Genomic DNA, 25,618 nt, shown 5'->3' on the forward strand with positions numbered 1-25,618 from the left:
ATGGCAGATCATCCCATCCTCGTGACCGGCGCCGCCGGCTTCATCGGATTCCACCTGTCGCAGCGGCTGCTTGCGGAGGGGCGCCGGGTCATCGGCATCGACAACGTCAACGCCTATTACGATCCAAAGCTGAAGGAGGCGCGCCTCGAGATCCTGAAGGCGCAGCCGGGTTTCGTTTTTCATAAGCTCGATCTGGTCGACCGCGCCGGCATCAAGGCGCTGTTCGCCCAGCATCGCTTTCCCGTCGTGGTGCATCTCGCCGCTCAGGCCGGCGTGCGCTACTCGCTAGAAAATCCGCACGCCTATGTCGACGCCAATCTCGAAGGCTTCATCAACGTCCTCGAAGGATGCCGCCATCACGGCTGCGAGCACCTGCTGTTCGCCTCGTCCTCATCGGTCTATGGCGCCAACACCAAGCTGCCGTTCTCGGTCAAGGACAATGTCGATCATCCGATCAGCCTCTATGCGGCGAGCAAGAAGGCCAACGAGCTGATGGCGCATTCCTACAGCCATCTGTACCGGCTGCCGTCAACCGGCCTGCGCTTCTTCACCGTCTACGGCCCCTGGGGCCGTCCCGACATGGCGATGTTCATCTTTGCCAAGGCCATCCTCGCCGGGCAGCCGGTCAAGCTGTTCAATCAAGGCCGGATGCGGCGTGATTTTACCTATGTCGACGACATCGTGCAGGCCATCGTCCGCCTGATCGGCCGCCCGCCCCAGGGAAACCCGGATTGGGATGGAAACAGGCCCGATCCGTCGAGCAGCCGGGCGCCATGGCGGATTTACAATATCGGCAACAATCATCCCGAACAGCTGATGGACGTGATAACGTTGTTGGAGAAGGAATTTGGGCGGCCGGCCATCAGGGAAATGCTGCCGATGCAGCCCGGCGACGTCGAGGCGACCTATGCTGATGTCAGTGACCTCGAACGCGACATCGGCTTCCGGCCGGCGACGTCGATCGCCGACGGCATCGGACGTTTTGCGAAATGGTACCGCGACTATCACCGAATTTAACGGGTTGATTCATGACCGGACGCATCATTCCTCTCATCATGTGCGGCGGCGCCGGGACCCGGCTCTGGCCGGCCTCGCGGGAGGTTCGCCCGAAGCAGTTCCTGCCGCTGTTCGGCGCCCGTTCCACGTTCCAGGACACGCTGCTGCGCGTATCCGATGCCGACTTGTTCGAACGGCCGATCATCATCACCAATCTGGCCTATCGCTTCATGGTGCTGGAGCAACTGGCCGAGATCGGCATCGAGGCGGACGTGCTGCTGGAGCCGATGCGGCGCGATTCGGGCCCGGCCATCGCCGCCGGAGCGGCGTTCGCCCAGTCGCGCCATCAGGACGCTGTCGTGCTGGCACTCGCGGCCGATCACGTCGTCCGTGACACCCCCGCTTTTCTCGCGGCGTGCCGGCAGGGGCTCGCGGCCGCCGAGGCCGGCCGCATCGTCACCTTCGGCGTCAATCCGGAGCGCGCGGCCACCGAATATGGCTATATCAGCCCGGGTGCATCGGTATCCGGGGAAGTGCGGGCCGTCGCGAAATTCGTCGAGAAGCCGGATCAGCCGACCGCTGAGCGCTACATTCGCGAAGGCTATCTCTGGAACAGCGGCAACTTCATGTTCCGCGCATCGGTCCTGCTCGATGAATACCGCAAGTTCGATGCGGGCAGCGTGCAGACGGTGATCGACGCTGTCTCCAAGGCCGGCCGCGACCTCGGCTTCATCATCCTGGACTCCGATGCCTTCGCGGCGGCCAAGCCGATCTCGATCGACTATGCCGTGATGGAAAAGACCGAACGTGCCGCCGTGGTGGCGGTGTCGTGCGGTTGGTCTGATGTCGGCTCCTGGCATGCGGTCTGGGAACTGTCCGACAAGGACGGGCAGGGCAATGCCGCGCGCGGCACCGCCGTGTTCGAGGATTCCCGCAACTGCAACGTGGTCACCGACAAGGCGCTGGTCGCGCTCGAGGGCGTCGACGACCTCGTCGTGGTGGCGGCGCAGGATGCCGTGCTGGTGTCGCGCCAGCGCGATGCCAACGGGTTGAAGCGGCTGGTCGCCAAGCTCAAGACCGTCGCGCCCGAAGTGACCGAGGCGCACATCAAGGTGCATCGGCCCTGGGGCAGCTATCAGTCGGTCGACAATGGCGAGCGTCACCAGGTCAAGCGCATCATCGTCAAGCCCGGCCAGCGGCTGTCGCTGCAGAAGCACTATCACCGCTCCGAGCACTGGATCGTAGTGCGCGGCGCGGCGCGGGTCACCATCAACGAGACGGTCAAGACCGTGCACGAGAACGAATCGATCTACATTCCGATGGGCGCGGTGCACCGGCTGGAGAACCCGGGCAAGATCCTGCTGGAACTGATCGAGGTCCAGACCGGGTCCTATCTCGGCGAGGACGACATCATCCGCATCGAGGACGATTACCGTCGCGAGTAGGGCGGGGTCTCGCCGCGAATCACGCGAGCCGTGCTAGATAGCCCCGGACGTCGTCCGCCGGAGAGCTTCCTTGCAAAGCACGATCGGATCGCGCGCGTTCCAGAACGCGCGCCTGCAGAAGAAGAACCGCAAGCAGGCCGACGGCCTGCTGCCGAAGGCCGTCGAGGCCTACCGGTCGGGCCGGCATGCCGACGCCCAGGCCATCTGCGGTCAGGCGCTGGCCCTCGTGCCCGATCATTTCGACGCCCTTCACCTTCTCGGCGCCTCCGCGCTCGACAGCGGTCGGCTCGACCTCGCCGAGCAGGCCCTGACCCGCGCCGTCGCGGTGGAGCCGCGCAATGCCGAGGCCCTGGCCAATCTCGGCCTCGTGCTGTTCAGCATGAAGCGCTACGAGGAGGCGCGCGCGGTGCAGGAGCGCGCCGTCGCGCTCAAGCCCAATTTCGCCACCGCGCTGACGAGCCTCGGCAACACCCTGATGAACATGCAGCTGTTCGCGCAGGCGATCGAGGTGCATGACCGCGCCATCGCGCTGAAGCCCGACTTCGCCGACGCCTACTGCAATCGCGGCATGGCGCAACTGCTCCTGCTGCGCAACGAGGAGGCCAGACAGAGCTTCGACCGCGCCTTGGCACTGGCGCCGCGGCACATGCAGGCGACCTTCGGCAAGGGGTTGGTCAGCATCAATCTGCGGCACCTTGAGCAGGCGCTCGCCGCCTTCAACGCCGCCCTTGCCATGAAGCCGGGCACGGCGGCCGTCATCGCGCAGCGTGGCCGTCTCTATGTGCAGATGGGACGGTTCGCCGAGGCCGAGGCCGATTTCGATGCCGCGCTGGCGACCGACCCCGGGCTCGAGGCGGCGCTGCTCGGCAAGGCGCATGTCTGCGTGCTCACCGAGCGGATCGCTCCGGCGATGCTCGCCTGCAAGCGGGTGCTGGAGCAGAATCCGGCGTCGGAGGTCGCGCTGATCTGGCTCGGCACGTGCCTGGCGAAGCAGGGCGACACGGCCGGCGCCATCCAGCACTTCGACCGCGCCCTCGAGATCAAGCCGGATTTCGAGGATGCAATGATGAAGAAGATCTTCGCGCTCGATTTCTATCCCGGCGCCGACGTCGCCGTGCATCAGGCCGTCCGCCGCGAATGGTGGGAGCGGATCGGCGCGCACATCCCGCAGCGCCAGCTCGCCGCCATCGACCGCGATCCGGATCGCCGCATCACGGTCGGTTACGTGTCGTCCGACTTCCGCAGCCATTCGGCCGCGCTGACCTTCCTTCCGGTGCTGCGCCATCACGACCACGCGGCGTTCAAGGTCATCTGCTACTCGTGCTCGCCGCTGGTCGATTCGGTCACCGAGCAGTGCAAGGCGGCGGCCGACGGCTGGGTCGACGGATCTCAGCTCTCCGACGATGAGTTGGCCGATCGCATCCAGGCCGACCAGGTCGACATTCTCGTCGACCTCTCCGGTCATTCGGCCGGCAACCGGCTCACCGTGTTCGCCCGCAAGCCCGCGCCGATCCAGGTCACCGCATGGGGCAATGCGACCGGCACGGGATTGCCCACGATGGACTACTTCTTTGCCGATCCGGTGACTGTGCCATCGGCGGTGCGGCCGCTGTTCGCCGAGCAGGTCTACGATCTTCCGGCGCTGATCACCACGGATCCGCTGCCGGACGCGCAGCCGACGCCGCTGCCGATGCTGCGCAACGGCTACGTCACCTTCGGTGTCTTCAACCGCGTCGACAAGATCTCCGACGAGGTGCTGAGGGTGTGGTCGGCGCTGCTCCAAGCGTTGCCGGACGCCCGCGTCGTCATCAAGAACGGCGCGCTGGAGGATGCATTCCTGCGCGACACGCTGATCGCCCGCTTCGCCGCGCACGGCGTCGGCGAGAGCCGCCTCACCTGTCTCGGCGCTTCGATGCGCCATGAGCACATCGCGGCGTTCGCCAACATCGACATCTCGCTCGATCCGTTCCCGCAGAATGGCGGCGTCAGCACCTGGGAATCGCTGCAGGCCGGCGTTCCCGTGGTTGCCAAGCTCGGCAACAGTGCAGCGTCGCGGGCCGGCGGCGCGATCGTCAAGGCGATCGGGCTCGACGACTGGGTGGCCGAGGACGACGAGGGGTACATTGCGATCGCCCTGAAGCACGCGGCGCGGCCGGCCGAGCTCGCTCAGCTCCGTGCGGAGCTGCCGATGCGGGTGGCCAACTCGGCCGCCGGCAACGTCGAGACCTACACGCGCAAGGTCGAGGAGGGGTATCGCCAGTTCTGGCGCCGCTATTGCGCTACTGGCGGCTGAGGCCCATCCGTCGCGGCCTGAAGCAAGGTCGCGCGTGAACAAGCCCGATATGTAGATCCACGCGTTATTCGGAGGCCGTCTTTGGCAAGCGATGTCGGTTCCCGTGCGTTTCAGAATGCGAGACTGCAGAAGAAACACCGCAAGCAGGCCGACGCGATGATGCCCACGGCCGTCGCCGCCTATCGCGGTGGTCGGCGGGCCGAGGCCCAGGCGATCTGCGGCGAGATCCTGGCGTTGCTGCCGGACCATTTCGATGCCCTGCATCTGCTCGGTGTGACGGCGCTCGACGGTGGCCAGATCGATCTCGCCGAGCAGGCCCTGACCAGGGCCGTGGAAATCGAGCCGCGGCATGCCGAGGCGCTCTCCAATCTCGGTCTCGCGCTGTTCAACCGCAAGCGCTTCGAGGAGGCGCGCAAATGCCAGGAGCGCGCCGTCGCGCTGAAACCGAATCTGCTCGTGGCGCTCACGGGCCTCGGCAACACGCTGATGCGCCTGGGCCGGCCGGAGGAGGCGATCACCGCGCATGACCGGGCGATCGCGCTCAAGCCCGACTATGCCGACGCCTATTGCAATCGCGGCATGGCGCTGCTTCCGCTCGCCCGCAATGCAGAGGCCAATGCGAGCTTCGATCGCGCGTTGTCGCTCAACCCGCGTCACATGGAGGCGATGTTCGGCAAGGGGCTGGCCAGCATCAATCTGCGTCACGTGACCGATGCGCTCGCGGCCTTCGATGCGGCGCTCGCCATCAAGCCCGGTGCACCGCAAGTGCTCGCCCAGCGCGGCCGGCTGCATCAGATGGCCGGGCGTTTCGACCAGGCGAAGGCGGACTACGAGGCGGCGCTGGCGCGTGATCCGATGCTGGAGATGGCGTTGCTCGGCAAGGCCCAGCTCGGCCATTTCAAGGACGTCGCCCAATCCGTCGACGCCTGCCGCAAGGTGCTGGAGCAGAATCCGCGCTCCGAGGAGGCCTGGCTGTGGCTCGGCGTCTGCTATGGCAAGCAGGGCGAGGTCGCCTCGGCCGTCGCACATTTCGATCGCGCCCTCGAGATCAGGCCCGATTTCGCCGAGGCGATGACCGCCAAGATCTTCACGCTCGAGTTCATGCCGGAGGCCGATTTCGCGCTCCAGCAGGCGGCGCGGCGCGAATGGTGGCAGCGGATCGGCGCCCACATCCCGCGCCGGCCGGCGGCCAAGCGCGATCTCGACCCGGAACGACACCTGACGATCGGGTACGTCTCGTCCGACTTCCGCAATCATTCGGCCGCGCTGACATTTCTGCCGGTACTCAGGCATCGCGACCCGCAGAATTTCGCGATCGTCTGCTACGCCTGCTCGCCGGTGCAGGACAGTGTGACCGCGCAGTTCCGTGCCTGCGCCGATCTCTGGGTCGACGCCGTGCAGATGTCGGACGACGAACTCGCCGACCGCATCACGGCCGATGGCGTCGATATCCTGGTCGATCTCTCCGGCCACTCCGCCGGCAACCGGCTGCCGCTGTTTGCCCGCAAGCCCGCACCTATCCAGGTCACGGCCTGGGGCAGCGGCACTGGCACCGGCCTGCCGACCATCGACTACTTCCTGGCCGATCCGGTGACGGTGCCCGACGCCGTGCGTCATCTGTTCGCCGAGCAGGTCTACGACCTGCCGGCGGTGATCACCACCGAAGCGTTGCCGGACATCGCGCCGACACCGCTGCCGATGCTCAATAACGGCTTTGTCAGCTTCGGCGTGTTCAATCGGCTCGACAAGATCTCCGACGCTGCGCTGATCGTCTGGACCCGCATCATGCAGCAGCTGCCGGACTCGCGCATCGTGATCAAGAGCAGCTCGCTCGATGATCGCTTGTTGCGCGACCGTCTCCTGGCGCGCTTCGCCGCCCATGGTGTCGCGCCGGAGCGGGTCGTCTGTCTCGGCTGGTCGACGCGCGAGCAGCAGATCGCGCAGTTTGCCCAGGTCGATATCTCGCTCGATCCGTTTCCGCAGAATGGCGGCGTCAGCACCTGGGAATCGCTGCAGGCCGGCGTGCCGGTCATCGCCAAGCTCGGCCACAGCGCGGCGTCGCGCGCCGCCGCCGCGATCGTCACGGCGGTCGGGCTCGGCGAGTTCGTCGCCGAGGACGACGAGGGGTATGTTGCGCTCGCCGCGAAGTGGGCCTCTCAGCCGGCGGAGCTCGCCAAGCTGCGGGCTGCTCTGCCGGCGATGGTGGCAAGCTCGGCCGCGGGCAATGTCGAGACCTACGCGCGCAAGGTCGAGGAGGGCTACCGCCTGTTCTGGCGCCGCCATTGCGCCGGCGCCGGCTAGTCCTGGTGTCGCGGCATCCGCTCGTGCCGCGTGTGAGTTCACCGCGTTCCCGCGATCTGCACGCTCCTCGTGGAGGCAAGTCTCTTGGCAAGCAATGTCGGCTCTCGCGCCTTCCAGAATGCGAGATTGCAGAAGAAGCATCGCAAGCAGGCCGATGAGCTCATGCCGCGCGCCGTGGCGGCGTATCGTGCCGGCCGTCACGCCGAGACGCAGGCGATCTGCGGCCAGATTCTGGCGCTGCTTCCCGACCATTTCGATGCGCTGCACCTGCTCGGCGTCACGGCGCTCGACGGCGGCCAGCTCGACCTCGCCGAGCAGGCCCTGACCAGGGCCGTGGAGATCGAGCCGCGGCATGCCGAGGCGCTCTCCAATCTCGGTCTCGCGCTGTTCAACCGCAAGCGCTTCGACGAGGCGCGCAAATGCCAGGAACGGGCGATCGCACTGAAGCCGAATCTGCTCGTGGCGCTCACGGGCCTCGGCAACACGCTGATGCGCCTGGGCCGGCCCGAGGAGGCGATCGCCGCGCATGACCGGGCGATCGCGCTCAAGCCCGACTATGCCGACGCCTATTGCAATCGCGGCATGGCGCTGCTTCCGCTCGCCCGCAATGCAGAGGCCAATGCGAGCTTCGATCGCGCGTTGTCGCTCAACCCGCGTCACATGGAGGCGATGTTCGGCAAGGGACTCGCCAGCATCAATCTGCGCCATTCCGACGAGGCGCTCGCGGCCTTCGACGCCGCGCTCGCCATCAAGCCCGGTGCACCGCAGGTGCTCGCCCAGCGCGGCCGGCTGCATCAGCAGGCCGGACGTTTCGACAAGGCGATGCCCGATTTCGAGGCCGCGCTGGCGCTCGATCCGCGGCTGGACGTCGCGCTTCTGGGCTTCGCGCAGCTCAGCGCCATCAAGGACAATATCGCGCCGGCGATGGATGCCTGCCGCAAGGTGCTGGAGCAGAACCCGCAGTCGGAGGTTGCCTGGACCTGGCTCGGAGAATGCTTCTGCAAGCAGGGCGATCTCGCGACGGCCTTGCAGCACTTCGAGCGTGCGCTCGAGATCAAGCCGGATTTCGGTGATGCGATCACCGCGAAGATATTCCTGCTCGACTTCATGCCGGATACCGATTTCGCTCAGCACCAGGCGGTACGCCGGGAATGGTGGACCAGGATCGGCAGCAAGATCACGCGCCGGCCGCCGCCGGTCCGCGACCGCGATCCGGAGCGGCGGCTCACCATCGGCTACGTCTCGTCCGATTTCAGGAATCACTCGGCTGCCCTGGTGTTCCTGCCGGTCCTGCGCCACCACGACCATCAGGCGTTCAGGGTCGTCTGCTATTCCTGCTCGCCGCTGCAGGATGGCATGACCGAGCGATGCCGTTCCGCCGCCGACCTCTGGGTCGACGCCTGGCAGATGTCCGATGAGGAGCTGAGCGATCGCATCGAGGCCGATCAGGTCGATATCCTCGTCGACCTCTCCGGCCATTCCGCCGGCAACCGGCTGCCGGTGTTCGCGCGCAAGCCGGCGCCGGTGCAGGTCACGGCGTGGGGCAGCGGCACCGGCACGGGGCTTCCGACCATCGACTACTTCTTCGCCGATCCGGTGACCGTGCCGGAGGCTGTGCGTCCGCTGTTTGCCGAGCAGGTCTATGATCTGCCGGCCGTGATCACCACCGATCCCTTGCCGGGATGGCAGCCGACACCGCTGCCGATGCTGCGCAACGGCATCGTCACGTTCGGCGTCTTCAACCGGATCGACAAGATCTCCGAGCCTGCGCTCGCGCTCTGGTCCCGCCTGATGGGCGCGCTGCCGGGCTCGCGGATCGTCATCAAGAACGGCGCGCTCGATGCCCCCTTGCTGCGCGACGGCCTCGTCGCGCGGTTCGTGGCGCATGGCATCGCGCAGGAGCGCATCACCTGCCTCGGCCTGTCGACGCGCGACCAGCACATCGCGCAGTTCGCAGGCATCGACATGTCGCTCGACCCGTTCCCGCAGAATGGCGGCGTCAGCACCTGGGAGTCGCTGCAGGCCGGCGTCCCCGTCATCGCCAAGCTCGGGCAGAGCGCCGCGGCGCGCGCGGCGGCGGCGATCAACACGGCGGTCGGGCTCGGCGACTTCGTGGCCTCCGACGATGACGGCTACATCGCCATCGCGCTGAAATATGCTGCCGCACCCGCGACGCTGGCGAAGCTGCGTGCTGAACTGCCGGCCATGGTTGCCAACTCGGCCGCCGGCAATGTCGAGACCTACACGCGCAAGGTGGAGGAGGGCTACCGCCAGTTCTGGCACCGGTACTGCGCCTCCTCCTGACCGCATACTACAGCCGCGCCGCGCCGACGATGCGCCCGTCCGCCGCTTCGAGAATCACGGCGGCATCCTCGCCCTCCGGCATGGGTTCGGTGAGGCGCAGCGCGGTGCCGCTCCAATCCCCGAGCGGACGCACCGAGCGCACCACGTTGAGCTCCTCCAGCGTGCGGCCGCCATTCTCGCCGCGGCGGATCGCCGTTTCATGCCGATGATCGAAGCCGACCAGGAGGAGGCGTCCGCGTCCTTCGCCGCCGTCGACCTCGACCGTGAGCCTGTCGCCATCGCGCGCGAGCTTGAGCCGCGCCGCCGTCGCGCTCGCGCCCCTGGCGCGATCGATCGCGGCTCCCACCTCGGCCCTGTTGGAGCCGACATGACCCGTCACCCCGTCGACGACGATCTCCGGCGTGTAGGAGCCGTCGCCGAAGCGGCTGCCGTAGCGGGCCTGGCGGTCGGTGGCGGCCGGCAACGAGAACGGATCCTTCCAGCCCAGCCGGTCCCAATAGGTGACGTGAAAGGCGAGCGGCAGCACGTCGCGGCGCTGCCGCACCAGCTCGTTCAGATAGGCATTTGCAGGCGGGCAGGAGGAGCAGCCCTGCGAGGTGAAGAGCTCGATGACGACAGGCCGATCCACCGCGGCCACCGACGGCGACCACGGAGCAAGCGAGGCGAGCAGCACGGCGAAGGATGAGGCGTAGCGGAGCGAGGCAAGGCTGAGGGTCATGGGTGTTCTCCCGCGATGTGACGTGATCTCCTTCGCCGGCGGGATCCACCGTGTTACCTCCCGCCGTAGCCAACACGCAGGCGTGAAGACGCATCGACCGTGACCTTCGCGGCCTGTCGTGACGCGTGAGCAGGGCGCTCGCCACACGTGAAGGGCATCGTGCACGCCGTTCAAAAGACAGCGCTTTTCGTCCGCACCCGATGTAACTTTCTGAATCAAATCGTGTCCTGAAAAAGGTTTCCGCATTCGCCTCGCTTCAAGCGGCATGCTAGGAGAGCTTCGACCGGTGATTTGCCGTTCGTTAACCGTTGCGGCCAATCCGTGACGTCGCAATCCGGGGACATTGATGGGGTCGATGACATGAGTTCCAAGGGGGCGGGCCACAAGGCCGAGCTGAGGCAGGCGCTGCGAGTCGGCGTGATCGGAGCCGGCGTGATGGGCAGCAATCATGCCCGCGTGCTCGCCGGTCTGCCCGACGTGCACCTCGTCGGCGTCGTCGATCCGCTGCCGGCGCATCGCAGCCGCGTCACCGAGCTTGCTAACTGCCCGACCTTCGAGACGCTCGATGAGCTCGTCGCCGAGGGCGTCGACGCCGTGACGATCGCCGCGCCGACCCATCTGCATCACGAGCTCGCGCTCGCCTGCATCGCCCGCAAGGTGCATCTGCTCGTCGAGAAGCCGATCGCCTCCACGGTCGAGGAAGGCAAGGAGATCGTCTCGGCCGCGCACCGCGCCGGCGTCACCCTGATGATCGGCCATGTCGAGCGCTTCAATCCGGCGGTTGCCGCGATCAAGAAGGCGATCGCTGGCGAGGACATCCTGTCGATCGCGATCACCCGCGTCGGCCCGTTCCCGCCGCGCATGTCCAATGTCGGCGTCGTCATCGACCTCGCCGTGCACGACATCGACCTGATCCGCTGGTTCACCGAATCCGACATCATCGAGGTGCAGCCACAGCTCTCCAGCGCGGTCGCCGAGCGCGAGGACATCGCGCTTCTGCAGTTCCGCACCGCATCGGGCGTGTTGGCCCACATCAACACCAACTGGTTGACGCCGTTCAAGGCGCGCAACGTCACCGTGGCGACGCGCGGCAAGTACATCATGGGCGACCTGCTGACGCGCCAGGTCACCGAATGCTTCGGCTTCAAGCCGGACGGCAGCTACTCGATGCGGCATCTCCCGGTCGGCCATGACGAGCCTCTGCGCGCCGAGCTGATCGCGTTCCTGCATGCGGTGCGCTCGGGCACGTCGCCCGCCGTCACCGGCGACGAGGGCGTCGCGAGTCTGGCGATCGCCACGCAGTGCCTGGAAACCTCGAGCCATCGTCCGGCCGAGGCCGCCGCCACCAAGCTGCGCGCGGCCGGCTAGCCGGCCCGGCCTTCGCTTCATCCTCATTTCCGTTTGCGAACATGTGTCAGAGCTCATGAACCAGCACCTGCGTCATCAGCCTATTCCGTTCATCGACACCGCCGCGCAGCGCCAGCGGCTCGGCAAGTCGCTCGATGACGCCGTCGCCCGCGTGCTGGCGCATTGCCAGTTTCTCGGCGGCCCCGAAATCATCCAGCTCGAGAAGGAGCTGGCTGAATTCTGCGGCGCCAAATACGCCGTGAGCTGCTCCAGCGGCACCGACGCGCTGCTGATGGTGCTGATGGCCCAGGGCATTGGCCCCGGCGACGCGGTGCTGTGCCCGTCCTTCACCTTCTGCGCCACCGGCGAAGCGGTGGCGCTGACCGGCGCCACGCCGGTGTTCGTCGACGTGCTGGAGGACACCTTCAACATCGATCCGGCCTCGCTCCGCCGCGGCATCGCCACCGCGAAGCGGCTTGGCCTGAAGCCGAAGGCCGTCATCCCAGTCGACCTGTTCGGGCAGAGCGCCGACCACGATGCGGTCGCCGCGATCGCGGGGGACGAAGGCCTGTTCGTGCTCGACGACGCAGCCCAAGGTTTTGGCGCCAGCTACAAGGGCCGCCGCATCGGCACCTTCGGCCTCGCCACCGCCACCAGCTTCTATCCGGCCAAGCCGCTCGGCTGCTTCGGCGACGGCGGCGCCATCCTCACCGACGATGCCGGCCTCTTGGAGCGCCTGCGCAGCGTGCGCGCCCATGGTGGCGGCAGCGACAAATACGACAATGTCCGCCTCGGCCTCACCGCGCGGCTCGACACCATCCAGGCTGCGGTGCTGATCGAGAAGCTCAGGATCTTCGAGGACGAGATCGCCGCGCGCAACGCGGTGGCCGAGCGCTACACCGCGGCGCTGGCCGACGTCGTGAAGGTGCCGCGCCTCGCCGAGGGCTGCACCTCGGTCTGGGCGCAATACACCATCCGCCTGCCCAAGGGCGTCGACCGCGACACCTTCGCTGCCGCGCTGAAGGCGCAGGGCATTCCGACCGCGATCTACTATCCGAAATCGATGCATCAGCAGACCGCCTACCGCATCTTCCCGAGCGCCGATGGCGGCCTGCCGGTCAGCGAGCAGCTGTCCAGCGATGTCATCAGCCTGCCGATGCACGCCTATCTCGACGAGCCGACGCAAGGGCGCATCATCGACGTCGTCCGCGGCGCCGTCCGCGCCTGAGGCCTTACGCATCCTTGACGTCACGCCGCTTGCTGCGGCGCGGCTCACAGCGCCGGCGGGCGATCTGCCCCGTTGGCAGCCCCAAATCACACTGTCGTCCCGGCGAACGCCGGGACCCATACCGCGTGATCTCTGAAACGGGCAGGCGGCCCGATCCACGCGCCCCATCGGCCGCACGGCGTATGGATCCCGGATCAGCGCCCGCCGCCGCTTTGCGTCGGCCGGCTTGTCCGGGATGACAGCGGAGTGCTTGGCACGCATCTCGCTCCGTCTCCGGTGTTGTTCGTGCTGACGCCGCATCGACACACTCATCGTCATTGCGAGCGAAGCGACTTGTCCGCCATAGCCCGAAGGGCGACGGCGGAAGCAATCCAGAGCCCCGGGTGCGACTCTGGATTGCTTCGTCGCTTCGCTCCTCGCAATGACGGCGGTGAGACATAACTCCGCTCTCTCGCGGCGCTGATCGCGTCCGAGCTTTGCTGTTCGTCCTGCCCTCTCCTCGAAGAGGGCACGGGGAATGCCGGGCGCTGGCCGCACCCATGGCCCGCCTGCGAAAAAAATGCAGGCGGCAGGAACCACAGGTTCAGCCGAGACATCCCGGCATTCCCCGCGCGATGGATGGAACGGCTGCTTCGCGTTCTCCCCGGTGCTCCGGGCTTTTTGGCCACCGTCATCGGCACTGCGCTTTGCGCATCAGCACCAACTTGGCATCAGCGTCGGGATGCCAGGACTACGCGACTTGACCGTGCGCATCGACGTCGTTCGTCGGCATGGCGAACCACGCTGCAACATCGACACGCCCACCGCATCCCGCCTCAACGTCCGTGACGACCGCGAAGCGCCCCTCTGATCGAGACGGGACGGCGACATACAATCATGATTTCTGATAAAAAGAAATAGGAATATTTTTCCGAGGCGGGCTGGATGGAGGGATACGCTTGAAGCGGCTCGCGAAATAGGTTTCTTGGAGCAGGCAATACTGACGGCGCGAAGCACGCCGGACAGCAGCTGCCGCGAGAATGGCCTCATCGCGCCATTCCTGAGTTGCACGACAAGGGGGGTCGCTTGTCGCGGTTTCTCGTGCCTTGCGCTGTCGCGGCCATAGCGAGGTCGGTCCAACAAAGTCGAATGAGCCAGGGCCATTTTTGCTGAGCAGATCCAGTCTATCGTCTGCAGCCAGATTTGGGGACGATCATGCCAAAGAGAATGACGCAGAAGCTGCTCGATGCGTTCGCAGATCAATCATGGTCCTATGAGGCCTTCTCGCCCGACGGCCGACGGCATCTGGTCTGCCCGCATTGTCGCGCGATCGTTCTGCTGTTCGAGGGCCTGTCGTCGGTGGACAGGAGCGAGATCGCGCGCTTGCGGCATTCAGATTCAATCGAGGCGATCAAGATGCTCACGCGCGTGTCGGGGTGTGATGTTCATCAGGCGAAGGCCAACGTTCTTCATATACGGGACGCCGAGTCACGGTGTCACAACTGCAAGCAAGAGATACCAAGAGGGGCCTTGCTTTGCAGTCGGTGCATGGCGGTCAATCTGGATTGGTGACCGCGCGCGGCGGATTAGGCCGTGCTGATCCTTCCACCGGCTGCCATCCGCATCATAATTTCAGAGTGAGCGCAACGCGCAATGTATTCGACGATCAAGACGCTTGAAAGCATCAATGGCCGCGAGCGCGTGCTAATTTTGCGCCGACCAGATGGAGCTTATACGTATCAAAGGCAGTGGTTGTCGGCGAGCTTGCCTAACGACGATCCGGACTGCCCCATCATCCTTGCAGGCGAGCAACTCGAAGGCGAATGGGGACCGCCAGGTCCCGATTGCGGAATCTATGACACGGCAGAGACAGCCGAGAACGAGGCGCGAGGGCTTGTGCCGTGGTTGCGGACGTTCGTTAAAGCCAACCAGCGCCGGTTTGGAGATGCGGCATCTGTCGGTGTTCGCGCCGGGCGCGACGGATGACACTTCGCTCGTTCGTCGCATGTAGTGCTTAATTAGTTATCCCGTCATGGCTGGGACAAGCCCGGCCACGACGACGGGGACGCAGACGGGCGCGAAATGTCGAGCGGCCTGTGCAAGTGCTCTGCCGTAGGCGGGGATGGGTTTGAGCTGGCGCTGTCCTTGCCCAAGAAATCCGTGCATTCGTTTCCTCCAGCGGGGAAGGGGCGCGACCAGGCTGCCGTATTTTGGCCGCAAGCGGCAAGTCAGCACGTTCCCCGCTTCAAACTCCCCCCGCAATGCTCTAGAAGCCCCCCATGCTCGGACGTATCTTCACCGTCGGCGGCTATACGCTGCTGTCGCGCCTCACCGGCTTTGCCCGCGACATCATGCTGGCGGCGATTCTCGGCGCCGGGCCGGTCGCGGACGCCTTCTTCATTGCGTTCCGGCTGCCGAATCATTTCCGGGCGATCTTCGCCGAGGGGGCGTTCAACGCGGCCTTCGTGCCGGCCTATGCGCATGTCCATGGCGAGAAGGGGCCGGCCTCGGCGAGCCTGTTTGCCGACCGCATCTTCACCCTGCTGCTGGCCTCGCAGATCGTGCTGCTGATCCTCGCCTGGGTGTTCATGCCGCAGGCGATGACGATCCTGGCGCCCGGCTTCACCGACGATCCGGCGCAGCGGGACCTGGCGATCACGCTGACGCGGATCACCTTTCCCTATCTGCTGCTGATCACGCTGGTGACGCTGTATGGCGGCATGCTCAACGTGATGCAGCGTTTCGCCAGCGCGGCGGCGGCGTCGATCTTCCTCAATCTCGCGATGATGGCGACCTTGGCGCTGGCCGCCTTCTTTCCCGGCGTCGGTCATGCCGCGGCCTGGAGCGTGCTGATCTCGGGCTTCCTGCAATATTTCCTGCTCGCCGGCGACCTCGCGCGCCATGGCGGGCTGCCGCGCTTTGCGCCGCTCAAGCTCGACGACGACATCCGCGCCTTCTTCAAGGCGCTGGGGCCGGCCACGCTCGGCTCGATGGGCACGCAGGTGGCGATGTTCGCCGACACCATCATCGCGACCTTCCTCCCCGCAGGCGCGATCTCGGCGCTGTATTATGCCGATCGTCTCAACCAGCTGCCGATCGGCGTGATCGGCATCGCCATCGGCACCGTGCTGCTGCCGGAAATGTCGCGGCGGCTGACGGCGAACGATCATGAAGGGGCCATGGAGCAGCAGCGCCGCGCCTTCGAGTTCACCTTGCTGTTCTCGGTGCCGTTCGTCGCCGCCTTTCTCGCGGTGCCCGACGTGATCACGCGGGCGATGTTCGCCCGCGGCGCCTTCACCAAGGGCGATGCGGCGGCGGCCGGCGCGACGCTCGCCGCCTATGCCGTTGGCCTCATTCCGTTCGTGATGATCCGCAGCGCGGTCTCGACCTTCTACGCGCGCAAGGACACCGCCACGCCGGTGAAGGCCTCGCTCACCGGGCTGACCGCCAACGTCGTGCTGAAAGTCCTGCTGATGGGCTCGCTCGCCCAGGTCGGCCTCGCGCTGGCGACGGCCGTCGGCGCCTGGATCAACCTGCTGCTCGTGCTCGGCTTCGCCGTGCACAAGGGCTATCTGCGCTTCGATCGGCGGCTCACCTCGTCGCTGCTGAAATTTGCCGGCACGGGCGTGGTGCTGGCGGCTGCATTGTGGGCGACGGCGTTGGTGGCATCGGCCCGTCTCGCATCGCTCGGCCGCTTGCAGGACGAAGCCGTTCTCGGCCTGTTGATCGTGGTGGGGGCCGTCATTTATGCCGGCGCCATCCTGGTGCTGTTCGGCCCGCGCTGGCTCAAGGCCCTGGTGCGGCGCTGACGTTTGCGCTGCAGCATCGAGCTGGTGGCATGCCTGCCGAGAGTTGACCGCGCGTGGGTCCAGGGGCGGCCATATGGCGTTTGCGCGAGTCTTCGTTCCGCTGCAATATGCCGTCCAATAGTCGCGACAATGCAAGCGGGAAGTGAAACCAGATGGCAGCTCCAATCAAGTTCGGCGTCGGACAAAGCGTTCTCCGGAAAGAGGACGACGCGCTGATTCGCGGCAAGGGCCGCTATACCGATGATCTGGCGCCGGCTGCCGCCTTGCATGCGCTGGTGCTGCGCTCGCCGCATGCCCATGCCAAATTCACCCTCGATGTCACCCAGGCGCGGCTCTTGCCGGGCGTGGCGCTGATCCTGACCGCCGCCGACACCGCGGAGCTCGGTGGACTGCCCTGCCTGTTCAATCTCGAGACCGATCCCTTCACCGCGCCGCCTTATCCGATCCTCGCCAAGGACGAGGTGCGCCACGTCGGTGACGCCATCGCCTTCGTCGTCGCCGATACGCTGGATCACGCGCGCGACGCGCTGGAGGCGATCAAGGTCGAGTGGACGACCTTGCCGGCCGTGACCGGCGTCGTGAACGCGATCAAGCCGGATGCGCCGCAGGTGTGGGCCGAACACAAGGGCAATGTGCTGTTCGACGTTTCGATCGGCGACAAGTCCGCGACCGAGGCGGCCTTCGCGAAAGCGCATGCGGTGGCCGAGATCCGCATCGTCAATCCGCGCGTGGTCGCGAGCTTCATGGAGACGCGCGCCGCGGTCTGCGAATACGACACCAAGCGCGATCATCTGACCCTGACGGCGGGCAGCCAGGGCAGCCACCGGCTGCGCGACATCCTCTGCCAGAACGTGCTGAAGATCCCGACCGAGAAGATGCGGGTGATCTGCCCCGACGTCGGCGGCGGCTTCGGCACAAAATTGTTTCCCTACCGGGAGTATGCGCTGCTCGCGGTCGCCGCGCAGCGGCTGCGCAAGTCGGTGCGCTGGGCCGCCGACCGCTCGGAGCATTTCATGGGCGACGCGCAGGGCCGCGACAACGTCACCACCGCGAAGATGGCGCTGGCCGAGGACGGCAAGTTCCTCGCCATGGACGTCGACCTGATGGGCGACATGGGCGCCTATCTCTCGACCTTCGCGCCGTACATTCCGCATGGCGGCGCCGGCATGCTGCCGGGGCTCTACGACATCCAGGCGTTCCACTGCCGGGTGCGCACGATCTTCACTCACACCGTTCCGGTCGACGCCTATCGCGGCGCGGGACGCCCCGAGGCGGCGTATGTCATCGAGCGCCTGGTCGATGCCTGCGCACGCAAGCTCGACATGTCAGTCGATGCGATCAGGCGCAAGAACTTCATTCCGCCGCGCGCGCTGCCCTACAAGACCGCGACCGGCAAGGTCTACGATTCCGGCGACTTCAACGCGCATCTCAAGCGCGCGATGGAGATCGCGCAGTGGAAGGAGTTTCCGAAGCGCGCCAAGGCTGCGAAGAAGCACGGGCTGATCCGCGGCATCGGGCTCGCGAGCTATGTCGAGGTCTGCGGCACCATGGGCGAGGAGACCGCGAACGTGCGGCTCGATCCCAACGGCGACGTCACCATCCTGATCGGCACGCAGTCGAGCGGGCAGGGCCACCAGACCGCCTACGCCCAGATCGTCGCCGAGCAGTTCGGCCTGCCGCCGGAGCGCGTGCACATCCACCAGGGCGACACGGCCGAAATCGCGACCGGCCTCGGCACCGGTGGCTCGGCCTCGATTCCCTCCGGCGGCGTCAGCGTGCAGCGCGCCACCCATGAGCTCGGCGACAAGCTCAAGCAGATCGCGGCGGAAGCACTCGAGGCCGGCCTCGGCGATCTCGAGATCGCCGACGGCGTGATCCGCGTCGCCGGCACCGACCGCGCGATCTCGTTCGCCGATCTCGCCAAGCGTCCGGGCACAGATCCCGCCAAGCTCAACGGCAGCGCCACCTTCGCCAGCGCCGATGGCACCTATCCGAACGGCACGCATGTGGCCGAGGTCGAGATCGATCCGGCGACCGGCATCATCAAGATCGTCAACTACGTCATCGTCGACGATTTCGGCGTGACGCTGAATCCGCTGCTGCTGGCCGGCCAGGTGCATGGCGGTGCGGTGCAGGGCATCGGTCAGGCGCTGATGGAGCAGGTGGTCTACAGCAACTCCGACGCTCAGCTCGTCACCGGCAGCTTCATGGACTACGCGCTGCCGCGCGCCGCCGACGCGCCGTCCTTCACCTTCGAGACCCACAACGTGCCCTGCAAGACCAATCCGATGGGCGTCAAGGGCGCCGGCGAAGCGGGCGCGATTGGCTCCTGTCCGGCCGTCGTCAATGCGATCGTCGAAGCCCTCTGGCGCGAGTACAAGATCGATCACATCGACATGCCGGCGACCCCGGAGCGCGTCTGGATCGCGATCCGGGAGCAGCATCGCCGTCATAGTCTCTGAGTACTCTCCCTCCGGATCTCCTCCGATATCCGCCTCAATTCCGGAATAACCCGCCGGCTGAGGGGTTGACCAACCAAGCGACCCGTCCAGGTGGGCTGGACGGGATTGTGACAACAAAGGAGCGAATTGATGAAGCGGACTGTCGTGGCTGTCGCAGCTTTGCTGCTAGGGGCCGGCGCCGTGATGGCACAGCAGGATCTGGTCAAGCATAGCCAGGACACGATGAAGGCCAACGCCAAGAACCTCGGCGGTGTCCTGATCGCGATGGTCAAGGGCGAGAAGCCGTATGATCAGGCCGCCGTCAATGCCGCTCTGGCGCAGCTCGAGGAGACCGCCAAGAAGCTGCCGACGATGTATCCGGCGAGCCTGAAGGGCGCCAAGTTCGAAGGCGACTACGGTCCGTCGCCGAAGATCTGGGAAGACCAGGCCGGCTTCAAGGCCAAGATCGAGACCTTCGGCAAGGTCGTCACCGAGGCCAAGGCCAAGATCAAGGATCTCGACAGCCTGAAGGCGACCGCGCCGGGCATCGGCAAGGAATGTGGCGGTTGTCACGAGACCTTCCGTCTCAAGAACAGTTGATCTGACCAGCCATCAACGGGGGCGGACGCGACATGGCGTCCGCCCCCGTTTGTTTGCGCCGCGCGGGCGTCCTGACGTATCACGGCGCCGCCGAGCTCCGGTGATGATCGCCGGGCCGACGATATCCTCCTGCTGTGACGGAGCCACCATGCTACGCCGCCTCCTGCTTGCTCTCTGCGTGCTCGGCGCCGCCGGCATGGCGGTGTTCTGGTGGCTGACCCAGCCGTCGACGATCACGCTCGCAGCGGCGACGCGCGCGCCGGATCTCGCCAACGGGCAGGAGATGTTCAACATCGGTGGCTGCGCGTCCTGTCACGCGGTGCCGAACCAGCCGGATCGACTGAAGCTCGGCGGCGGTCTGCCGCTGAGCTCGCCGTTCGGCACCTTCTATGCGCCCAACATCTCGCCCGACCCCACTGACGGTATCGGGCGCTGGAGCGAGGCCGAGTTCGTCAATGCGGTGGTGAGCGGCGTGTCGCCGGACGGCAGCCACTACTACCCGGCCTTTCCCTATCCCTCCTACGCGGCGGCGAAGATCGACGACGTCCGCGATCTCTTCGCCTACATGAAGACGCTGCCGCCGGTCGCCGGCGCCTCGCGCGCGCACGACATGCCATTCCCGTTCAACATCCGTCGCACCGTTGGGGTCTGGAAGCTGCTGTTCTTCGACGACAGGCCGTTTGCCGCCAACGCCGCGCGCCCGGCGGAGTGGAATCGCGGCGCCTATCTGGTCAATACGCTCGGCCATTGCGCCGAGTGCCACAGCCCGCGCAACGCGCTCGGCGGCATCGTTTCGGCGCAGCGTCTGGCGGGTGGGCCGGATCCGGAAGGTCAGGGCTTCGTGCCGAACATCACCCAGAAGGGCCTGGCGGACTGGAGCGAGAGCGACATCAGCTATTTCCTCGAGACCGGACAGCTGCCCGACGGCGACAGCGCCGGCGGCTCGATGGCGCGGGTGATCCGCAACACCTCGCAGCTCACGCCCGAGGATCGCAAGGCGATGGCGGTCTATCTGAAATCGCTGCCGCCGGCGGAAGGCCCGCCGAAGCCGAAGAAGCCGGCAAGCTGATCAGTTCGGCGAGCGCGCGCACGCAGGTCAGATCGGCTTGAAGCTGCCGTCGCTCTGGATCACCGTCAGCGATACCGGCGGTGGATTCTCCTTGCGCGCGTTGCCGAAGCTGACCACCAGTCCGCCGATGTCGAACTGGCCGACCTCGTTGATGATGCGGAGCAGCTCGGCGCGGGTCGGGTTCGGCCCGGTCATCGCCAGGGCGCGGGCCACCAGGCGGCCGGTGATGTAGCCCTCGAGCCCGATGAAATCCGGCGTCTGGCTCGGATCGAGCGTCTTCATCGCGGCCTGGTAGTCGGCGACGACGCGGAGGTCGGTGTCCCACGGAAACGGGACCACCTCGGAGACGATGACGCCGCGTCCCTCCGGACCGAGCTCCTTTGCAAGGGCATTGCCACCGACAAAGGACACCGCCGAGAACGTCGGGTTGAAGCCGCTGCGATGCGCCATCTTGATGAACTCGGCGCACGGGCCGTAGGTGCCGACCAGGATCACCGCTTCCGGCTCCGCGCGCCGGATGACCTTGAGCGCCGCGCCGACCGCGCGCGTGTTGCGCTCGAACGTGCCTTCGGCCGCGAGCTCGAGGCCGCGGCGATCGAGATGCGTCTTCACGCCGGCCAGCACGTCGCGGCCGAACGAGTCATCCTGATAGAAGATGGCGATGCGGGTGAGGTGAAGCTCTTCGGTGAGATGCTTGATCGTGGCTTCGGCCTCGGCCGCGTAGCTTGCGCGGATGTTCACGACGTTCTGGAATTCGGGCGCCCGCAGGAATTCGGCGCCCGAGATCGGCCCGATGAAGGGGACGTCGTTCGACGCCGCGATCGGCGCGGTGGCCATCGCGGTCGGGGTGCCGACGGCGCCGATCAGCGCGAACACCTTGTCCTCGTAGATCAGCTTGATGGTCTCGACCACCGAGCGATCGGGGTCGTAGCCGTCATTGCGGCTCGCCAGCTTCAGCCTGCGGCCGTAGACGCCGCCCTTGGCGTTGAGCTCGTTGAAGGCCGCCAGCAATCCCTGGCGCGCCGCCTGGCCCAGCGCGGCCGACGGGCCCTCCAGCGCCGCCACCTGGCCGAACATGATGGAGTCGTTGGTGACGCCGAGCTCGTCGGCGCGCGCAGACCCGGGCGGGAGCACGCCGGCGATCAGGGCGAGAACGATGGAGATCCGAAGGCTTGAAAACCAGTTCATTGCGATCTTCGATGCACGAGTACGCTTGATGACAACTCAGTCTAGGCGTGTTGAATGAAGACCTCGCTAAAGACGTGGCCCGCGCTTGATCGCGTTTTGGGCGGCCCTCAACAGTCAGCCGTTAACCAAGCCCGGTTTCTGGTACGCCACGACGGATCATCTTTGACCGTCCTTAACTTACCGCGGCCAGCATCGGCCGCATCGTGGTGAGGGGCAGCCGTTTGGCGGGGGCCATATTGCAGGTTGAAGAGTACAGCGCACCGACGCTGCAGGAAAAGGATGATGCTCGCAGCGGTAGCGGGCGCGAGAGGCTGCGCGCGTCGCTATCGCGATACCGGCTTTATCGCCCTGCGATCATCGCGGCATGCGTCGGCGTCGTGCTGTCGGTCGTCGGGACGGTTGCCGTGGGACGCTGGGAAAACCGGCTGGCGCGCACCGATTTCGAAGGCGTGGCCGAAGCTCAGGCGATCCTGGTCCAGAACGGCGTCAACGAATATGTCAGCCGGCTGACCGCGCTGCGCACCCGCTTCGAATCCGCCAACGACGACATCACCCGCAGCGAGTACCAGACCTTCAGCGCGCGCCTGTTCGAGGCGCATCGCGGCATGCTGCGCCTGGCGTGGCTGCCGCGGATCAAGCGCAAGGAGCGCGGCGAATACGAGGCGGCGGCGATCACCGATGGTGTTCCCGCCTTTCGCATCAAGTCCTACCCCGACGGCACCGTGGCGCCGGAGAGCGACGAATATTATCCGGTCTACTTCTCCACCGAGGCGAAGACCTCGCCGGTCTACGGTCTCGATTATTGGAGCATTCCCGACCATCGCGCCGTGCTGGAACAGTCGCGCGACTACGACGTGATCGGCGCATTGCGCACGCGTCAGAACCTGATCAATCAGAACGAGCGCAACAACGCCGTGATGATCGGCATCCCCGTCTACGCCAAGGGGACGTCGCGCACGACGGTCGCCGACCGCCGCCGCAATCTCAGCGGCTTCATCATCGGCGTATTCGACCTGCCGACGCTGTTGCAGTCGGTGCGCGCGAACAATCCCAACAGCCCGGCGCTCGCGATCAACCTTCTGCCGCCCGAGCGCGTGATCAACGCCTCCGGCGTGGACCCGCAGCGCTGGCCCGCGGACCCCAGCATCTGGTCGACGACCTTGCGCATCGGCGATGCCGACTGGGTGTTCCAGGCGGCGCCCGCCGGTGGCAGCCTGATGGCGAGCCACAACCGCGCGCTGGCGCTGTATGCGGCCGGCATGGCGACGACGATCTTCCTCGCCGTGTATCTCGCGCTGTCGAGCCGCAACGCCCTGCAGCTCGCGCTCGCCAATCGCCGCGTGCTCGAGCTGGCGCAGACCGACGCGCTGACGGGCCTTGCGAACCGCGCCTTCTTCCTCGAGGAGATGGAGCGCATCAACGACGAGAAGAGTGGCCGCTTCACGGTCTTCCTGCTCGACCTCGACCGCTTCAAGAACGTCAACGACTCGCTCGGCCATGGCGCCGGCGACGAGCTGCTGGTGCAGGTCGCTCAGCGGCTGAGATCGCAGCTGCGCGACGAGGACGTGCTGGCCCGGCTCGGCGGCGACGAGTTCGCCCTGATCCAGGCCGGGTCCGCCGACCAGCGCGCCGCCGCGATCGAGCTTGCGCAGCGCATCACCAAGCTGATCGCCGAGCCGTTCCAGCTCGGCGGGCAACGGGTCGAGATCGGCACCAGCATCGGCATCTCGCTCGCGCCCCAGCACGGCCGCGACCAGGAGCACCTGCTCAAGAAGGCCGACCTCGCGCTCTATCGCTCGAAATCCGCCGGCCGCAGCTGCTACACGCTCTATGACGATGCGATGTCGGCCGAGCTCGAGGCGCGCAACACGCTCGAGGGTGATCTGCGCGACGCCATCGCGCAGTGCCAGTTCGAGGTGCACTATCAGCCGTTCTACGACGCCGAGACGCGCGAGCGCCGCGGTGTCGAGGCGCTGGTGCGCTGGCGTCATCCGGTCAAGGGGCTGGTGCCGCCGGACAAGTTCATCCCGCTTGCGGAGTCGACCGGCCTGATCGTGCCGCTCGGCGAATGGATCATCGGGCGCGCCTGCGACGACGCCACCGCATGGCCGGACGACGTCAAGATCGCCGTCAATCTGTCGCCCGTCCAGTTCAAGCAGGCCGAACTGTTCGACGTCATCCAGTCGGCGCTCGCGAGGTCCGGCCTCGATCCGAAGCGTCTCGAGATCGAGATCACGGAGTCGGTGCTGCTGGAGCGCGCGGCCGAGAACGAGAGCTTCATCGACCGGCTGAAGGGCCTCGGCATCTCGCTGGCGCTCGACGATTTCGGCACCGGCTATTCGTCGCTGCGTTCGCTGACGGCGTTCCCGTTCAACAAGATCAAGATCGACAAGTCCTTCGTCGCCAATCTGAGCGTGCGCGACGAAAGTGCCGCCGTCATCTCCTCGGTCGTGACGCTGGCGCGGGGGCTTGGCATCCAGATCACCGCCGAAGGCGTCGAGACCGAAGAGCAGCTGGTGCAACTGCGCGCGCTCGGCGTCAACTTCGCGCAAGGTTATCTGCTTGGCCGGCCGATGCCGGTCGAGCAGCTCGAGCAGCATCTGGAGATCGCGCGCGCTGCGTCCGATGCCGACGAGCCGCAGCCGGCCGAAGACGCATCTGAGGACGACGCATCCGAGGACGACGACCCGCACTCGGCGGCCGTCGTCGCGCTCATTCCCCGGTCCGGGGCGCTGCTATCCCTCGCATCCAACGGCTGAGCGGCGAGGCGGTTTCGGCGTCCGCGTCGACCGGCAGGCGTGGCGAGCCCAGCATGGCGGCCTCGCGCGCGGCGCTCGGCGTGATGCCGTAGGCGGCCTTGAACAGCCGCGTGAAATGCGCATCGGTCCCGAGCTGCCAGCGCCGCGCGACCTCGCTGATGCGCTGCGTCCGCGATCCCGTCCCGGCGAGATCGAAGAACGCGCGGTGCAGGCGGCGGCTGCGGATGTAGTCGGCGATGCCGCCGATCGGCGCGAACAGGCGATAGAGCGACGCGCGAGACATCCCGAAATGCAGCGCCACCGCGTCGGCGCTGAGTTCAGGGCTCGACAGCCGCGCTTCGATATATTGGCGGACGCGGAGCAGCGAGGCGTCCGGCGTCACGCTGCGGTCGGCATCGCGGCGTTCGAGCTCGCCGCGCAGGCACGCCGAGATCAGCGCGATCGTGCCCTCGACCGCGGCCTGGCACTCGTCGAAGCTCATGCGCGGCGCACAGTCGAGCAGCGCGCCGAAATGCCGCGCCAACAGCGGCGCCAGCGCGCCGCTGCGCGGCAGCACCAGGCCGTGCAGGTCGTCGACCTGCAGCAGGCGCGCATCGAACATCGGACGCGGCACCACCAACGTGACGTTCTCGAACGGTGTCGCGCGCGTTTCGAGTGTCTGGGCGAGATCGAGCACGCAGAGGTCGCCGGCCTCGACCCGGATCGGCGAGGCGCCCGCGACGCCCTCATAGCTGCCGTTCACGTAGAGCTGCAGGATGATGTGATCCACGCCGCTGCGGGCGACGGTTTCGGCCGATCGCCGGAACCGCTGGCCGCTCGCACGGGCCGATCCCAGCAGCACGGAGCCCAGCGCATAGGACAGCACGTCCGCTCTGAACGGAGCGGCCTCGCCGGCCGCGAGCTGGTCGACCTCGAAGAACGTCGACGTGGCCTCGCGCCACGCCGCAATGTTCGCCTCGGTGTCCATCTGCTCGGCGCAAAAGCCGTAGCTCGGCAGCAGGGACGAAACGGCTTTGATCTCACTCTTCACGCGGCGCCGCAGTCATTCTTGAGTTTTCGTCTCAACTTCTTGATCGACCGTATCGGATCGGCCGCCCGCCTTGACCCGGTGCTCCGCGTACCCGCTATAGAACGCCTGTCG

17 protein-coding genes are annotated in these 25,618 nt (G+C 66.5%); 14 read left to right on the forward strand and 3 right to left on the reverse strand.

The window, feature by feature from the left end; all coding sequences use genetic code 11:
- The 5 genes from ACQR0U_RS30195 (at position 1) to ACQR0U_RS30215 (ending at position 9,339) form a co-directional block, all read left to right on the forward strand.
- Positions 1-1,017 (forward strand): NAD-dependent epimerase, encoded by a 1,017-nt coding sequence (locus ACQR0U_RS30195; RefSeq protein WP_434844052.1) that lies wholly within the window; start codon positions 1-3, stop codon positions 1,015-1,017.
- Positions 1,018-1,028: 11 nt separating this feature from the next.
- Positions 1,029-2,441 (forward strand): mannose-1-phosphate guanylyltransferase/mannose-6-phosphate isomerase, encoded by a 1,413-nt coding sequence (locus tag ACQR0U_RS30200; RefSeq protein WP_315828200.1) that lies wholly within the window; start codon positions 1,029-1,031, stop codon positions 2,439-2,441.
- A 70-nt stretch (positions 2,442-2,511) separates the two neighbouring features.
- A complete protein-coding gene (locus tag ACQR0U_RS30205; RefSeq protein ID WP_316225682.1) occupies positions 2,512-4,734 on the forward strand; it encodes a tetratricopeptide repeat protein in 2,223 nt (740 codons plus the stop codon).
- Positions 4,735-4,815: 81 nt separating this feature from the next.
- Positions 4,816-7,035 carry a tetratricopeptide repeat protein gene (locus ACQR0U_RS30210; protein WP_434872364.1) on the forward strand — a complete coding sequence of 740 codons (2,220 nt, stop codon included), beginning with the start codon at positions 4,816-4,818 and terminating at the stop codon, positions 7,033-7,035.
- Positions 7,036-7,119: 84 nt separating this feature from the next.
- Complete coding sequence (locus ACQR0U_RS30215) at positions 7,120-9,339, forward strand: tetratricopeptide repeat protein (RefSeq protein WP_434844054.1); 2,220 nt, start codon at positions 7,120-7,122, stop codon at positions 9,337-9,339.
- A 7-nt stretch (positions 9,340-9,346) separates the two neighbouring features.
- Here the strand turns inward: ACQR0U_RS30215 and ACQR0U_RS30220 are convergent, their stop codons facing one another.
- A complete protein-coding gene (locus ACQR0U_RS30220; RefSeq protein ID WP_315753213.1) occupies positions 9,347-10,057 on the reverse strand; it encodes a DUF1223 domain-containing protein in 711 nt (236 codons plus the stop codon).
- A 360-nt stretch (positions 10,058-10,417) separates the two neighbouring features.
- On the opposite strand from ACQR0U_RS30220, the gene ACQR0U_RS30225 reads away from it, so the two are divergent.
- The 8 genes from ACQR0U_RS30225 (at position 10,418) to ACQR0U_RS30260 (ending at position 20,530) form a co-directional block, all read left to right on the forward strand.
- Positions 10,418-11,425, forward strand: a complete 1,008-nt coding sequence (locus ACQR0U_RS30225; RefSeq protein WP_315712777.1) for a Gfo/Idh/MocA family protein — start codon at positions 10,418-10,420, stop codon at positions 11,423-11,425.
- Between the two features lie 55 nt (positions 11,426-11,480).
- Complete coding sequence (locus tag ACQR0U_RS30230; protein ID WP_315828195.1) at positions 11,481-12,632, forward strand: DegT/DnrJ/EryC1/StrS family aminotransferase; 1,152 nt, start codon at positions 11,481-11,483, stop codon at positions 12,630-12,632.
- 1,206 nt (positions 12,633-13,838) lie between these two features.
- Positions 13,839-14,183, forward strand: a complete 345-nt coding sequence (locus tag ACQR0U_RS30235) for a hypothetical protein (protein WP_434844055.1) — start codon at positions 13,839-13,841, stop codon at positions 14,181-14,183.
- A gap of 81 nt (positions 14,184-14,264) precedes the next feature.
- On the forward strand, positions 14,265-14,597 hold the full coding sequence (locus ACQR0U_RS30240; protein WP_434844056.1) for a hypothetical protein: 333 nt from the start codon (positions 14,265-14,267) through the stop codon (positions 14,595-14,597).
- Positions 14,598-14,890: 293 nt separating this feature from the next.
- The gene (gene murJ, locus ACQR0U_RS30245) at positions 14,891-16,420 is read left to right on the forward strand and encodes a murein biosynthesis integral membrane protein MurJ (protein WP_434844057.1); all 1,530 of its coding nucleotides are present in this window, start codon (positions 14,891-14,893) and stop codon (positions 16,418-16,420) included.
- Between the two features lie 152 nt (positions 16,421-16,572).
- Positions 16,573-18,882, forward strand: coding sequence for a xanthine dehydrogenase family protein molybdopterin-binding subunit (locus tag ACQR0U_RS30250; RefSeq protein WP_434844058.1), 2,310 nt, complete (start codon positions 16,573-16,575; stop codon positions 18,880-18,882).
- Positions 18,883-19,011: 129 nt separating this feature from the next.
- On the forward strand, positions 19,012-19,461 hold the full coding sequence (locus ACQR0U_RS30255) for a c-type cytochrome (protein WP_315753208.1): 450 nt from the start codon (positions 19,012-19,014) through the stop codon (positions 19,459-19,461).
- Positions 19,462-19,609: 148 nt separating this feature from the next.
- Complete coding sequence (locus ACQR0U_RS30260; protein WP_316201843.1) at positions 19,610-20,530, forward strand: cytochrome c; 921 nt, start codon at positions 19,610-19,612, stop codon at positions 20,528-20,530.
- 27 nt (positions 20,531-20,557) lie between these two features.
- Here the strand turns inward: ACQR0U_RS30260 and ACQR0U_RS30265 are convergent, their stop codons facing one another.
- Positions 20,558-21,718, reverse strand: coding sequence for an ABC transporter substrate-binding protein (locus ACQR0U_RS30265; protein WP_315753207.1), 1,161 nt, complete (start codon positions 21,716-21,718; stop codon positions 20,558-20,560).
- A 236-nt stretch (positions 21,719-21,954) separates the two neighbouring features.
- On the opposite strand from ACQR0U_RS30265, the gene ACQR0U_RS30270 reads away from it, so the two are divergent.
- Positions 21,955-24,477 carry a bifunctional diguanylate cyclase/phosphodiesterase gene (locus ACQR0U_RS30270; RefSeq protein ID WP_315712764.1) on the forward strand — a complete coding sequence of 841 codons (2,523 nt, stop codon included), beginning with the start codon at positions 21,955-21,957 and terminating at the stop codon, positions 24,475-24,477.
- Here the strand turns inward: ACQR0U_RS30270 and ACQR0U_RS30275 are convergent.
- Entirely contained in the window at positions 24,431-25,495 is a 1,065-nt protein-coding gene (locus ACQR0U_RS30275; protein WP_315753295.1) for a helix-turn-helix domain-containing protein, read from the reverse strand. The genes ACQR0U_RS30270 and ACQR0U_RS30275 overlap by 47 nt on opposite strands.
- Between the last annotated feature and the right edge of the window lie 123 nt (positions 25,496-25,618).

The sequence above is a fragment of the Bradyrhizobium sp. HKCCYLRH3097 genome (genome assembly GCF_051167875.1).
Taxonomy (GTDB): domain Bacteria; phylum Pseudomonadota; class Alphaproteobacteria; order Rhizobiales; family Xanthobacteraceae; genus Bradyrhizobium.